This window comes from Embleya sp. NPDC127516 (assembly GCF_044765325.1).
In the GTDB taxonomy this organism is placed as follows: Bacteria; Actinomycetota; Actinomycetes; order Streptomycetales; family Streptomycetaceae; genus Embleya.
This window is the reverse complement of sequence record NZ_JBIWJT010000001.1, coordinates 131201-144976: the sequence shown is the minus strand read 5'-3', so window position 1 is coordinate 144976 and position 13776 is coordinate 131201. Positions and strand designations below refer to the sequence as shown.

Annotated in this window: 12 protein-coding genes; 8 read left to right on the top strand and 4 right to left on the bottom strand. The window is 68.3% G+C overall.

Annotated elements, in window-relative coordinates:
- Positions 1 to 286: 286 nt before the first annotated feature.
- On the top strand, positions 287 to 766 hold the full coding sequence (locus ACIRL2_RS00635) for a MarR family winged helix-turn-helix transcriptional regulator (RefSeq protein WP_395859701.1): 480 nt from the start codon (positions 287 to 289) through the stop codon (positions 764 to 766).
- Between the two features lie 192 nt (positions 767 to 958).
- Here ACIRL2_RS00635 and ACIRL2_RS00630 read toward each other — a convergent pair whose 3' ends face one another.
- Positions 959 to 1498: a hypothetical protein gene (locus tag ACIRL2_RS00630; RefSeq protein ID WP_402229130.1), complete on the bottom strand. Its 540-nt coding sequence runs from the start codon at positions 1496 to 1498 to the stop codon at positions 959 to 961.
- A gap of 651 nt (positions 1499 to 2149) precedes the next feature.
- Between ACIRL2_RS00630 and ACIRL2_RS00625 the strand changes: the two genes are divergently transcribed.
- The 3 genes from ACIRL2_RS00625 to ACIRL2_RS00615 all read left to right on the top strand — a co-directional run bounded on the left by ACIRL2_RS00625 (position 2150) and on the right by ACIRL2_RS00615 (position 3461).
- Positions 2150 to 2944 carry a Scr1 family TA system antitoxin-like transcriptional regulator gene (locus ACIRL2_RS00625; protein WP_402229127.1) on the top strand — a complete coding sequence of 265 codons (795 nt, stop codon included), beginning with the start codon at positions 2150 to 2152 and terminating at the stop codon, positions 2942 to 2944.
- The gene (locus tag ACIRL2_RS00620; RefSeq protein WP_395859698.1) at positions 2923 to 3120 is read left to right on the top strand and encodes a DUF397 domain-containing protein; all 198 of its coding nucleotides are present in this window, start codon (positions 2923 to 2925) and stop codon (positions 3118 to 3120) included. The genes ACIRL2_RS00625 and ACIRL2_RS00620 overlap by 22 nt, the downstream gene beginning before the upstream one ends.
- Positions 3121 to 3263: 143 nt before the next feature.
- Positions 3264 to 3461, top strand: a complete 198-nt coding sequence (locus tag ACIRL2_RS00615; protein WP_402229125.1) for a DUF397 domain-containing protein — start codon at positions 3264 to 3266, stop codon at positions 3459 to 3461.
- A 251-nt stretch (positions 3462 to 3712) separates the two neighbouring features.
- Here ACIRL2_RS00615 and ACIRL2_RS00610 read toward each other — a convergent pair whose 3' ends face one another.
- The 3 genes from ACIRL2_RS00610 to ACIRL2_RS00600 all read right to left on the bottom strand — a co-directional run bounded on the left by ACIRL2_RS00610 (position 3713) and on the right by ACIRL2_RS00600 (position 5638).
- A complete protein-coding gene (locus tag ACIRL2_RS00610) occupies positions 3713 to 3943 on the bottom strand; it encodes a hypothetical protein (protein WP_402229122.1) in 231 nt (76 codons plus the stop codon).
- 121 nt (positions 3944 to 4064) lie between these two features.
- Positions 4065 to 4412: a hypothetical protein gene (locus tag ACIRL2_RS00605; protein WP_395859695.1), complete on the bottom strand. Its 348-nt coding sequence runs from the start codon at positions 4410 to 4412 to the stop codon at positions 4065 to 4067.
- 410 nt (positions 4413 to 4822) lie between these two features.
- The gene (locus ACIRL2_RS00600; RefSeq protein WP_395859694.1) at positions 4823 to 5638 is read right to left on the bottom strand and encodes a coniferyl-alcohol dehydrogenase; all 816 of its coding nucleotides are present in this window, start codon (positions 5636 to 5638) and stop codon (positions 4823 to 4825) included.
- A gap of 130 nt (positions 5639 to 5768) precedes the next feature.
- Between ACIRL2_RS00600 and ACIRL2_RS00595 the strand changes: the two genes are divergently transcribed.
- The 4 genes from ACIRL2_RS00595 to ACIRL2_RS00580 all read left to right on the top strand — a co-directional run bounded on the left by ACIRL2_RS00595 (position 5769) and on the right by ACIRL2_RS00580 (position 13544).
- Positions 5769 to 6698: an enoyl-CoA hydratase/isomerase family protein gene (locus ACIRL2_RS00595; RefSeq protein ID WP_402229119.1), complete on the top strand. Its 930-nt coding sequence runs from the start codon at positions 5769 to 5771 to the stop codon at positions 6696 to 6698.
- Positions 6695 to 7720, top strand: a complete 1026-nt coding sequence (locus ACIRL2_RS00590; RefSeq protein ID WP_395859692.1) for a TIGR03617 family F420-dependent LLM class oxidoreductase — start codon at positions 6695 to 6697, stop codon at positions 7718 to 7720. The genes ACIRL2_RS00595 and ACIRL2_RS00590 overlap by 4 nt, the downstream gene beginning before the upstream one ends.
- Before the next feature lie 1541 nt (positions 7721 to 9261).
- Positions 9262 to 10428, top strand: coding sequence for an ATP-binding protein (locus ACIRL2_RS00585; RefSeq protein WP_395859691.1), 1167 nt, complete (start codon positions 9262 to 9264; stop codon positions 10426 to 10428).
- Between the two features lie 1445 nt (positions 10429 to 11873).
- A complete protein-coding gene (locus tag ACIRL2_RS00580) occupies positions 11874 to 13544 on the top strand; it encodes an MFS transporter (RefSeq protein WP_395859690.1) in 1671 nt (556 codons plus the stop codon).
- The last annotated feature ends 232 nt before the right edge of the window (positions 13545 to 13776 follow it).

The following is a 13776-nucleotide window of genomic DNA, read 5'->3' as shown; positions in this document are numbered from 1 at the left end:
CCGAGGCGACCGCTTAGCCGAGTCGCTTAGGCCCGCCGCCGGGCCGCAGAAAGCAACATGTGTGATCACACATGATCGCGGGTGCGTCGCGTACGTATCGCAGACCCCGCTCCTCGGCTCTCCGTGAGCCTTCCCTGGATGTGAAGCCCCGTTCGCGGGTTCGCAATGCCGAGCCTTTAGTCGCGGTGTACAACCCAACCCGACCCGGCTTCGAAATCCGGCCCGAGATATGCACGTTATCGCACAGTATTAAATTGACGCAGTCAAGGACTGCTATCATGGTCGGGTGAACTCCACCGAAAACGTCGAAGCGATCCAGCGGGCGCTGGAGGCCCTGCTTCGGCGCCACGCCAGCCGCCGAGTGTACGCGGGCCAGGCCGCCGCGGCGGGCGCGACCATCTCGCAGCCCGCCTATGTGCTGCTGCGCCGAATCGAGAAGCAAGGTCCGCTCCCCATGGGGGAGTTGGCGCGCATGACCAACATGGACCCGGGCGCTACCGCCCGCCAGGTGGGCCAACTGGAGCGGGACGGCTACGTACGGCGCTCGCCCAGCCCGGACGACGGGCGGGTCAGCCTCGTCTCGCTGACGCCGCGCGGCGACTCGGTCCGGCGCCGGCTCAACGACGTCATGGATCGGCGGATGAGCGAGATGCTCGACCGCTGGAGCGACACGGACCGCGAGACGTTCGCCACCCTGTTGCAGCGATTCGTCGAGGAGATGGCAGAGGGCGAGATTCCCGCCGCCGTCGAGGACCCCGCCGTCTGAGCACGACCGACGCCTTCGGGTGGCGTGCCTGACAATTCGTCATACCCCAAATTGCCGGAGCTTCTCGTTGCGAGAAGCCCCGGCAATTTGCGTGAGCCATCGACTTGTCCACAAAGCCGGCCGCATCCGTATCCGGGTTTCGACTGTCCGCTATCCGACGCCCGGGTTCGGGATCGGACCGCCGGCAAAGTCCTACGTGCCGTCGGTAGCCCCGATATCGGTGCGGTCGAGGCCGTATTCGCCGCCGATCGGGGACGGCGCGACGTTGTCCACGGCTCTCGGGCTTCCATTCGGAAACGGGGGGTTCGCCCAATCCGCCACGAGGCCCATAGGGCGGTCGACCGGTTCGAGGTCCGCCGACAGCGCGAACCAGGCGGGACCGGTCGGCGGTTGCACGATCGCCAATGTGCCCTTGTCCACGGCCCACAACTCCATGACCGCGCCGACCGGCCGCTCCTTCGCGTCCTCCGCTCCGACGTACGCGACGCGCTCGTACAGGACCGGCCGGGGGAGCCGGAGAATGACCAGGTCCCGGATTCGACACGTGAATTCGATGCCGCTTCGCAGGCGCAGGTGGACCTGCCGGCCCCATACATCCGTGAGCACGCCTTCACGACCGGAGTAGGCGTCGCGGCACCACGCGTGCCGGTAGCGCTCGAAGAACGCGCGGCCTCTGTCGAGGTCCCGCTGCGTGCTCCCCGCAAGCTGCTTCCGCTTCGACGAGGCGGTCATCGCCCGTCCCGTCCACCCGAGCGCGACGTGCGAAACCGCACCGTCAACCGCGAGACCCGCCGGGTCTGCCAGGTCCGCCAAGTCCTCCACCAACGACGCTGAGAACGCAGGTGCCGAAGGACCGGCGTCGGGTGCGGGGCACGCGGGGCAGGTCGGAGAGCGCAGAAGTCCGCTTCGTCGACCCACTTCCGGACGAGCAGGCGCAACTGCTCGTCTTGCGCGTCGCGTTCCGGTGTCGACACGAGCGTCGAGCTTCGTTGGGTCCATCCGATGCGATCTGTCATCGTGATGACGTGTCCTTTCTCGTTTCGGGGCACGCAGGGGGCGAGGCGCTGTCCAGGCATTCACTCGCCCCCTACCTCCCATCCCTCGTCGGACCGCCGCTCGACCACGGAACGGCTGTGCCGACTCCCTCGCCCCGCACGGTCGGTCGGGACGGTCTTTGACGCACGCGGAAGTCCATCCCGCGCCGGAGTGACCCCAGCGGTTGCGGTGGGTGGTTATTCGGCCACTCTGTGGTTCAGGATCGGCCAATCGCCCTAGTCTTTGAAGAAGGCCACCGTTGCGGATGCAATTGGAACGAAGAGGGGTACGGGTGTGCGATTCCGGGAGCATCGGACCGATCCGACAAACGGATCACCTCGTCAGCGCGTGGCCGCCCAGATTCGCGAGCATCGAACGCGAGCCGGCATGTCCGTAACGGAGTTGGCCGACGTCGTTGGCTACAGCAAGGCGTCGATGAGCCGATTCGAGACGTGCGACAGTCCGGTCCCGGAAGAACTGTGCCCGAAGCTCGACGCGGCGTTCGGTACGAACGGCCTGTTCACCGCTCTGTTCGAGATGCTGCGCGGAGTGCGGTTCCCGGATCGGTACTTGGAGTACATGAGCCTGGAGAACGAGGCACTGAGCCTCGGCGAGTGGGCGGGGCTGTACATCCCCGGACTGCTTCAGACGCCGGCCTACGCTCGTACCCTGTTCCAAAACGCGGACTTGGGAGCCACCGACGAGGAGCTTGACGTCCGTGTAGCCGCACGAATGGGTAGACGCCACATCTTCGACAGGGAGAGCGGCTCCTACTTCATGGCCCTCATCGATCAGGCGGTGCTATACCGGTGGATCGGCGGAGCGGAGGTGATGCGCGCACAACTCGAATCTCTCCTGGCGCTCATGGATCACGAACACGGGATGATCAGGGTGCTGCCCTACCGCAATGCCGGGTTTGGCATCAGTGACGTAACCCAGATCGTGGTCGAGTTGGAAGACGTGACTGTCGTCTATGTTGAGGGGGGCATGTTCGGACAGATCGTTGAAGATCCGGACACCATCCGAGTACGTCGGCTGGCCTACGATCGCGCATGCGCCTACGCCCTTGACCCGAGGGAATCGGCGGTCATGATCCGTGCAGCTCTAAAGGAGTACGAAGGATGTTCACACCTCCCGACATAAGCGCACTCACATGGCGTAAGTCGACCCACAGCAACCCTGACCAGGGCGCGTGCGTCGAGGTCTCCGACGACTTTCCCGGCGCCGTCCCGGTCCGCGACAGTAAGGACCCGAGCGTCGGGTGTCTGGTTGTTCCTGTCGCTTCGTGGGGTGTGCTCACGGCGGCGTTGCGCGGCTGAGGCAATCAGTCTGTCCCGTTGCCGGGTTCGGTGAGTGGCGGGGCGTCGTGTCGGGGTGCGGCCTGCGCCATGCCAGGCCGGAGAAGTCGAGGTCTTCGACGGTCAGTCCGGCGTTGAACCGCCGTCCGGAAGGAGCACGAGGCATGCACACAACTCCCGACCTGAGCGCCGCGACCTGGCGCAAGTCGAGCCACAGCAACTCGGATCAAGGTGCGTGCGTCGAAGTGGCCGATGGCTTCCCGGGTTTCGTCCCCGTTCGCGACAGCAAGGACCCCAGCATGGGTTGCCTGGTCGTGTCTGCGGGTTCGTGGGGTGTGCTCACGGCGTCGTTGCGCGGCTGAGGCAATCGGCCTGCCCCGTCGCCCGAATCGGCGGGTGACGGGGCATCGTCCCGTCGGTGCGCGGCTCGCGCTACGCCGGACCAAAGAAGTCGAGGTTTCCGACGGTCAGTCCGGCGTTGAACCCGCCGTCCAGGCGTGTCCGGAGAGGTCGAGGCTTCGACGGCCCATTCGACGTCGAATCCGCGGCTCGACATCACGTCTACACCCCCAACGCGGTTCGATCCCGCGGTGGTTGTGAGTGTGGAACGGCTTCAGTCCGTGGCCTTGGGATGGCCCGTACCCGCGTAGGTGATCCACGCGATGTGGTTGACGTCGTCGAGGAGATACCAGATACGTCCACCGCCGGTGACCTCGTATCGCCAACGTTCCAGTTCGTGGCCTTTGAAGGTGCTGATGCCTAGTTTGCCCTTGAGGCGGTGCTGACGGTTGGGGTTGTCGACGGCGCGGGGAGCGACCCGGATCTTCTCGAACGCGCGGCGCACATTGCCCGCTGCCTGGCGGCTCGAGTGTGTTCCCAGCCGTCGGCTGCCTCGCCGTTGGCGAAGCGAAGGTCGTCTTCGTCACCGAACGGCGGCGGCGCGGCGCGGGCTCCGCGCTTCGGGCTCACCCCGTTGCCTCGGGCATGGGCACCGGTCCGAGGTCGCCATCCGGCTCGCGGGTGAGGATCGAGAGCAGGGTGGGATCCGCGTGGATCTCCGCACTGTGCCGCCATTGGGTGAGCAGGAGCGCGATCGGGGCCAGGTTGTCCAGGGCCACCGCGCCGCGCGCCGTATCCACCAGTTCGGACAGCAGGGTGTCTATGTCGTCGGCGGGTAGGAACGTGCTCCACGGCAGGGCTTCGGGTAGTGCCTGGCGCAAGGCGGCGACGTTCTCGGTTCGCGCCAGACCGGCCGGCAGGCGTGACGCGAAACCCATCACCGAGGTGTCTTGCTCCATCTGGTCGACACGCATCAGGGCGAGGTCCCCGGCGTCGCGTCAGCGCAGTCGTAGCGCGCGGACGGAGTCCAGCCTGCGCGTGGTCGCGGCGGGATGGTGGAGCAGCTCGCTGAAGGGCACGTCCTCGTAAGCCGTCGGCATGACATCCACAGTAGTTCGGGTGTTCAGTATTCGGGTGTGGATCGGGACACCGCAGATCAGGCATCGTCCGAGTGCCACGGAACCCTGCCGGCTCGAACGCCGGCCCCGGCACCTCGTGCGCCTTGCCTCGGGCCGTACGGATGGCGCCGGCGACGTGAACCTGATGGGACGATTTCGCCGCCGAGCCGGCGCCCCCTTGCCGGCCCCGCGCACCAGAGGCTAGGAGGCACGCCCCGTCGCCCGGTTCGGCGGGTGACGGGGCGTCGTGTCGGGTGTCGCGCGCGCTACGCCAGGCCGGAGAAGTCGAGGTTGCCGACGGTCAGGCCGGCGTTGAAGCCGCCGTCCAGGTTGATGTTCACGCCATTGAGGAAGCCCGAGGCGTCCGCGCCCAGGAACGCGAGCGCGAGGGCGACGTCACGGCCGGTGGCGAGGCGTCCGTTGCCCTGGGAGATGTTCCAGTCGATCACCTTGTCGGAGATCGTCTTGCGGAAGTCCGGCAGCAGTGGGGTGTCGATCGGCGAGGGGCACACGCTGTTGATCCGCAGGCCCTTCGCCGCGGCCGTACGGGCGTAGTGCATCGTGTAAACCTGCACGAGCTCCTTGCTGTAGCTGTAGGCGTCGCTGCCGAGTTCGTTGCTCGCGAGCCATTCCTGCGCGGCGTCCCAGTCCTCGATCGCGATCAACTGCTTGATCGCCTCCAGGTGGGCCGGCCACGAAATCCCCGCGATCGATGCGGTGTTCACGATCGCCGCGCCCTCGGGCAGTGCACCCTTGGCCACGAGCGCCTCGGTCAACCGGCGCAACGAGAGGTAGTTGATCGCGAACACCGCCGGTGCGGGCAGCGTGCCGGCCACGCCCGCGTTGTTGAACAGCGCGTGTACCGGGCCGTCGATCGTGTCGACGGCGGCGTCGACCGACGCGGCGTCCGACAGGTCGGTCCGGATGAATGTGTGCGCCGAGCCGGTCGGCTCCTTGAGGTCGAGCACGGTGATGTGCTCGGCGCCCTGCTCGGCCAGCACCTCGACCAGGGCGGCTCCCACACCCGAGAAGCCTCCCGTGACGACAACGCGCTTACCTTCGAACCCGAACGGGTTGGTCATGGTGTGGAGTCCCCTCGTGACATTGGTTGGTCAGACCCTAAGGAGCATCCCTTGATTCGGTCAACGATCTGGTGAGTCGACCTCGAAGCCTTCGCTTGACCTTGTCAAGGAATCGGCCTACCGTCCGAGAGTGATCCAGTTCGCCATTCGCGACGGCATCGCCGTCATCACGCTTGACCGGCCCGAGAAGCTGAACGTGTTCTCCGGCGGGATGGGCATCGCCCTGGGAGACGCGTACGCGCGCTGCGATGCGGACGACGCGGTGCGGGTTGTGGTGCTGACCGGCGCGGGGCGGGCGTTCTGCGCGGGGGCCGATATGTCGCCGGCTGCGGACACTTTTGCGGGGCCGGAGCCGAGGTCAGGGTCCGGGCCGGGGTCGACGGCGGCGCCGGGGTCGGCGCACGGACCGGAGCCGAAGCCGAAGCCGGGGTCCGGTGGGCGTGCGCCTGCGCGTGCGCGGGAGTTCAGCGCGTCGCCGGTTCGGCCGCCCGCCTGGGCCGTGCGCAAGCCGGTGATCGCGGCGATCAACGGGCACGCGATCGGCATCGGGTTCACGCTGGCGATGCAGTGCGACATCCGGATCGTGGCCGAGGACGCGAAGTTGGCGATTCCCCAGGTGCGGCGCGGCATGGTGCCCGACGCGCAGTCGCACTGGACGGTGCCGACCGCCACCTCGCGAGCGGTGGCCGCCGACATCCTGTTGACCGGGCGTACGTTCCGGGGGAGCGAGGCACTCGCGCTGGGGCTCGCCTCGCGCGCGCTGCCTGCGGCCGAGGTATTGCCCGCCGCGCTGGAGATCGCCCGCGACATCGCCACCAACGTGCACCCGGTGTCGGCCGCGCTCACCAAACGCCTGCTGTGGGCGGACGCCGGCCCGGACGAGGTCGAGCGGCTCGAAACCGCCTATCACCGCATCCTGATGGGCACCGAGGACGCGCGCGAGGGCCCGCGCGCCTGGTCGGAACGGCGCGCGCCGCGCTGGACCGGCACGGTCACCGGCGCGTGGGACCGTGTACACGAAGCGGAAACCGCGAAATCCTCGGTACAGGAGAACAAGTGACGCCCCCTCAGCTCGATGTCATGGCAGCCGGCCTCACCCTGCGCGGCATGCAACGCGCCGCAGCCGCCACCGAGCGGGCCGGCTTCGACGGGCTATGGCTCACCGAAGGCGGCCGCACCGCGTACACCGCCGCGACCGCCGCGGCGCTGGCCACCGAAAGCCTGACCATCGGCACCGGCATCGCGGTCGCCTTCGCCCGCAGCCCGATGGTCACCGCGTCGGCGGCCTGGGAACTCGCCGAGGCCACCGGCGGACGCTTCGTCCTGGGCCTGGGTACGCAGGTACGACCGCACATCGAGCGGCGCTACTCGGCCGAGTTCGACCAGCCGGGGCCGCGACTGCGCGAGTACGTCGGCGCGTTGCGGGCGATCTGGGCGGCCTTCCGGGGTGAGGAACGACTGCGGTTCAAGGGCGACTTCTATCGCTTCACGCTGATGACGCCGGAGTGGACGCCGGGCGGCTCGATCGCCGACCCGCCGATCTACCTGGCCGGGGTCAACCCGTGGATGTTGCGGATGATCGGCGAGGTGGCCGACGGCCTGCACGTCCACCCGCTGCACAGCGTGCGCTACATCGAGGAGGTGGTCCGCCCCCAACTCGCCGCCGGCGGCGCGGCCGACGACTTCGCGCTGGTCTGCCCGGTGATGACCGCGACCGGCGACACCGACGAGGAGATCGAGGCCGAACGCGAGAAGCTGCGCCTGCGCTTGGCCTTCTACGGCTCGACGCCCGGTTACGCCAAGGTCTTCGAGACCCACGGCTGGGACGACCTCCAACCCCGCCTGAACCGCCTCTTCGCCGCCAAGGACCGCGCGGGCATGGCCGCCGCGATCGACGACGAGGTCTTGGACAGCCTGACGGTGAGCGCCCCGTGGGACGGCCTGGCCCAAGCCCTGATGAACCGCTACCGCGGCGTCGCGACCCGCGTGGTCGCGTACTCGGCGGTCAGCACCTGGCGCGAGGACACCGGCGCGGTGGAACGCTGGACGGAGGTCGCAGCCGCGTTCCACGAACTGGCGTGAGAGCGGCCGGTCGCGGCGGCGCAAGGCCGAGGCGCTTCACCCGGCTGGGCGGGGCAGGTGGTCCTGAGACGCGGTGCGCGCGGCCGGGGCGGCTCGGGATGAAGCCTGCTTGGGGTTGTCGAGGATGTTGCGTCGTCCGGCGAGCCGGGGGCTGAGCCGACAGAAAAAGCGACCAACGGTGGCAGGAGGGGCGGGTCTTCGGTCGAGCTTTTGTCGAGCAGCCTCCCGAGTGACCAGTGCTCTTCATAGAGAGCACTGCTCTCGGCGTTCGTTGCGCGTCGGCGGGGTCGAGCGGGCCGGCCTTTTGCTCAGGGTCTGCGTTGGCCGGTGTCGGTCGTCCGGTCCCGGGTCGCCGGTGGTGGGGCCTGAGTTCTTCGGCGAGATGCGGGCTTTGCTTGGCAGGAACGGCCGCTGGCGACGGTGGAGGGAGTGAGCGGCCCGGTGCGGCCGGCCGGGGCGCGTTCGCGAGTGACCAGTGCTCTTGACGGAGAGCACTGCTCTCGGTGTGCACTTCGCATTGGTGGGGCGGTATGCGGGTGGCTTTGTGCTCATGGGTTGGCGTTGGCCGACGTCGGTTGGCCTTGGGTCGCCGGTGGTGGAGCCTGAGTTTTCCGGTGAGACGCGGTTTGCTCGGCAGGAAGGCTCCGACAACGCCGGGGGTGGGTAGGCCAGTGGGGCCGGCCGGGGCGCGTTCCCGAGTGGGTTGATTGTTTGCGGAGAGCAGTGCTCTCGGTATGCGTCGCGTGTTGGGGGGCTGGGTGCGGGTGGATTTGTGCTCGCCGGTCGGCGTTGGCGGTGTCGGTCGGCCCCGGTTGCAGGTCGCCGCTGGTGGAGCCTGAGCCTTCCGGCGAGATGCTCGGCAGGAAAGGCACCCGCAGCGGCGGAGGGAGTGGGCTGGTCCGCCGAGGTTTCCCCGAAACGCCTTCCCGAGTGGCCCGACTCTTCATGGAGAGCACTGCTCTCGGCGTGCGTCGCGCCTTGGTGGGGTCGGCCGCGGGACCGCCTCGTGCCCACAGGTTGGCGTTGGGCGCTGTCCGTCGGCCCGGTCTCGGGACGTCGGCGGTCAGGAGCCCTGAGTTCTCCGGTGAGATGCCCGCTTGCCTCGCCGGGGAGGCGCCGGAGCGGGTGGTCCGGTGCGGTTGGCCGGTGCCTTCCCGGGTGGGTCGGGTGGTTGCGGAGTGCGGTGCCCGCGGTATGCGTCGCGCCAAGCCGAGAACGGCTGCGGGTGGCTTTGTACTCACCGGGCGGCGTTGGCCGGTGTTGGTCGGCCGGTCCCGGGTGACCAGCGGTTCGGGAGCCCACGACGCTCCGGCGAAATGCATCGAGATTGGTGGCCTCGAGGTCGCTGGGAATGGCGTCGTGCGCGGGCTCGGTGGGCCCCCGGTCGCAATTTGGAGGCGGGTCTCGAACCCAGGGTCGACGGCCTTCGGACAGGCGTTCACGCAGCCGTCCACACCTTCGGTAAACCGGCTCTGAGCTGCTGGTTTCCCGGAGCTTACCTAGGCTGATGACTTCTGCCGCACACCCTCGGAGGGGACATCGTGAGTGGGGAAGCGATCAGGTACGACGCAGCCGACATCCAGGTGCTGGAGCCGCGGGAAGCCGTTCGGAAGCGACCCGGTATGTACGTCGGCTCGACCGGTGAACATGGTCTGCACCACGTGGTGTTCGATGTCGTCGACCGGGCGGTGAACGAGGTCCTGACCGACCGTGCCGGCTGCGTCGACATCACGCTCACACCCGACGGCGGCGTGCGCGTCGCTGATGACGGGCCGGCTCTGTCCATCGAGGACGGCGAGGACACCGGCGGTCCCAATCTCGAAGCCCTGCTGACACGCATGCACTGCGGGCCGGGGCCCAGTGGCCGCTACGACGTGATGCCCCTCTACGGCGGTATCGGGCTCTTCGTCGCCAACGTCCTGTCGAGTCGAATGACGGCTGAGGTGTGGCGCGAAGGGGTCCATTGGGGATGGGAGTACGCGCGCGGCGTCCCGATCACGGCGCTCACCGACGCGGAGCCGTCGACCGGAAGCGGCACCACCATCGCCTTCCGACCGGACCCCGAAATCTTCGGGACGGCGGAATGCTCGTTCGACACCCTGGCGGACCGCTTCAGGGAACTGGCCTTCCTGAACCGGGACTTGGAGATCTCGCTGACAGATCTGCGCCGCCCGGCCGAGTCCCGGTCGGTTCGATTCCGGTCCTCGGACGGCACACGGGAGTTCGTCGCCTTCCTCGACGCACAGGAGGCGGCACCCGCTTACCCGGACATCATCGGCTTCGAACAGGAAGACCCACGGATGGCCGGGACGATGGAGGTGGCGTTCCGGTGGTGCGGCTCCGGCGAGGAGCGGATCCGGAGCTTCGCCAACAGCCGGCCCACCTCCTGCGGCGGAACCCACGCGAATGGCTTGCGTGATGGACTGGCCGCTGCGGTCAACGCGTACGCGCGGGCACGGCGACTCCTGACGGCGACGGATCCCGATCTCGGCGCCGACCGGATCGGCGAGGGACTGACTGCGGTCGTGTCGGTGAAGCTGGACCATCCCGAGTTCGAGGGCTCCACGCGCGGCGTACTGGGCAACGCCGAAGTACGCGCCTGCGTTGCACAGGCCGTCCGGGAACACCTCGCCAGGTGGCTGGAACAGCACCCGGAGCAGGCCGCAGCCCTGATCGACCGAATCCTCCAGGACGCCGACCAGAACTGACCGCCACCAAACCGTCCCGCTGGTCCCACATCCGGCACCTGCGGGACGACCGGCACCACACGCATACGCGGCCAAGCCCGCGCCTCGGCCACGCCCGAGGCCGGCTCCCGCGTCCAGTGCCACAGACAGCACGCCGACAGCCCGTCACCCGAGACTACGAACAACTCGGCACAACCCATCCGTGACAGCGACCAGATCACCCGAGCCCGGGCCGGCGGCGATCTCGACCCGGATCACGGTGACGGTTGCGGACATTGCGAGCCTGCGCGACCTCCGGTTTCGGTGGGACGGCGCAAACAAGAACTTGCCGAGTGCCGGCTTCGCGCACCGTCGGCACAACTCACCGCTACACCCGAGCAAGTACCGCCGCAGGGATCAAAACCCGGATCCCGACGTCCGCGTCTCGCTCCGCGCTCACCCGGACCTGCGGTTTCAACCCGGGTGAAGCCGCAACCTGCAACGCCATCCGGCTTCGTGACACCTCGTCACCTCCACTCGCCGCACCCAAAACGCCCCATCCCACCCGGGAAGGCGCCCCGGCGAACCTCACCGGACCGCTCTCTCCCTCCGTAGTCGCGGGCGCCTCCCGACGAGCAAGGCCCGCGTCTCGCCGGAGGGCCCATGGCTCCTGGCGCCGGTGACCTGGGGCCGGGCCGACCGGCATCGGCGTACGTCGATCGGTGCGTACAAGGCCGCCCATGCCTGCTCCCACCGAGGCTCGGCGCATGGTTCGACCGGCCGACCCACTCGGCAAGGCCCTCGACGAACCTCACCGACCACCCACCCCCGCCGTCGTTGCGGGTGCCTTTCCCGCGAGCGAGCTCGCGTCTTGCCGGCGAGAACTCGGGCCCCAGACCACCGGTGACCTGGAACAGGGCTGATCGACACCGGCCGCTGCCGCCAACCTATGAGCGCAAAGCCGGCAGCCCCCGGCCCGGCCATCGCGCAACGAAGGCCGAGAGCAGTGCTCTCTGTGGAGAGCATGGGTCACTCGCGCGGGAGGCTCCTCGGCGGGCCCAATCGGAGTCTCGCCCTCTCCCGCCACCGACGGTCGCTTTTCTGCCCGGCTGCGACCTCGCCCCGCCTCGCCTCGCCGGATTTTTCCAACCCTTGCGACGACCCCGACTCGCGCCCCGATTCCCGACTTGGGCCAACCCTTCGACCGCGACAGTTAGCTGACGGGCCGTCAGGGAATTTCTATCACAAATGACCTCAAAACGTACGCACTCCTGGTGATCACTCTTCCCCGTGCCCGTGCGCCGTGCTAAACACTGTCAATCAGTTCGGCTGGAGTGCACCGATCCGGTTGGCACCGTCCACGAGACGCGCCCGCCCCATCGAGGCCGAGCGGCGTTTTGCCCCCAAAGATTCCGTACAAAACCGGACGTGTCGCAGTGGTGACACGTGTCCGGCGCGCGCCTCTGCACAGAACGGAAAGTACCGGTATGTCTGCGACCGTTGAAGTACCCGCGAAGCCGCCGGAGCCCGAATCGGACCCGTCCTCGGTCGACACCGGTCGACTCGAAGGGGTGTCCAAGGGCCGGGTCTTCGCAGTTCTGGCCGTCGTGGTCATGTTCTCCGAGGTCGTGCCGCTCCAGTACGCGATGATCTCCTCTGCCGTGCCCGAGATCGCCCCGTCGTTCCGGTCCGTCGGCGAGAGCATCTCGTGGATGGTGGTGATCCTGGGCCTGGTCGGCGGCGCGGTGAGCCCGCTGATCGGGAAGCTCTCCGACGTCTACGGCAAGAAGCGACTGCTGCTCGCGACCAGCGTCTCGTTCCTGGTCGGCTCGCTGGTCTGCGCGCTCACCAGTTCGTGGCCGCTGTTCCTGGTCGGCCGTGCGCTCCAGGCGGTCGCGTTCGGGATGACCGCCGTCGTGTACGGGCTCATCCGCGACCTGATGCCGCGCAAGTTCATCCCGGTCGCGATCGGCATCTCGGCCACCGGCCTCGGTCTCTCGGCCGCGCTCGCGCCGGTGGTCGGCGGGCTGCTCACCGAGCACTACTCGTGGCGCTCGCTGTTCTGGTTCCTGGTCGTCTACATGCTCGTGCTGATCCCGCTGCTGCTGGTCGTGGTGCCGGAGTCCAAGCTGCGCGTTCCGCAGAAGGTGGACTACGTCGGCGGTGTCATCCTCGGCGTCGGGCTCGCGCTGATCCTGCTCTACATCAGCCAAGGGCAATCCTGGGGCTGGAGCAAGCCCTCCGCGTTCGGATACGCGCTCCTGGGCGTGCTCGTGATCGCGCTGTGGGCACTGTGGGAGAAGCGGGTGGAGAACCCGATCATCGACCTGAAGCTGCTCACCGCCCCGCGTGTGGCGCTCGTGCTCGGGATCGCGTTCCTGGCGAACATGATCATCGGCATCCAGAACTACCTCACCAGCTACATGGGCCTGACCCCGGACAACGTCAAGCAGAGCACGCTCGACCAGTACGCCGACGGCGCCGTCCAAGGCGCGAAGGCGATGGGCGCGCCCGAGGCGATGTGGGCCGGAATCGCCGACCAGGTCAAGGCGGCTGTCTCGTTCAACGACTCGCTCGACTACGCGCTCGGCTTCACCCTGCTCGGGCTCGCCCTGCACGTGCTGATCTGGCAGTCGATGTCCAGCATGATCGCCGGCCCACTGGCCGGGCTGTGGGGCCAGCGCCGAGGGCTGCGGATGCCGATGATCGTCGGCGTCGGGACGCTGACCGTCGCCGGCTTCATGTACCTGTTCCTGCACGACTCGTGGCAGTTGATGCTGCTCTGCGGCGTGGTCTACGGCATCGGCTTCGGGATGTACTACGCCGCGGCGCCGAACCTGATCATCGAGGCGGTACCGCAGGAGCAGCAGGGCATCTCATCCAGCATGCTGGTCGTCGCCCAGTCGTTCGGCGCGTCGGTCGGGGTCGCGCTGCTGTCCCCGATCTTCACCGACAACCGGTTGAAGATCACCGGCCCGGCACCGAGCGGCCAGGGCCTGGCCACCAACGACGCGTGCAACGAGCGGGGCTGCACGTACACCACGGACGCCTTCACCACCGGGTTCTGGGTCCTGATCGTGTGCGGCGTGCTGGCGCTCGTGATCGCCCTGGTGATGAAGCACGGTCGCAAGCCCGCCACGGGTGGCCTGCTGCACTAGCGATCGGCCGCCACCGAACGGGTCGACCCGGTCGCGTCGGTCGGCGTCCGACAGGGGTGCCCTGCGGCCTGACACACCCTCAGGGCCCGGGTATCCGAGGGGGATACCCGGGCCCTGACGGCACGTCACCGACCGACCCGACCGACCCGACCGACCCGACCGACCCGACCGACCCGACCGACCCGACCGACCCGACCGACCCGACCGACCCGACCGACCCGACCGACCCGAC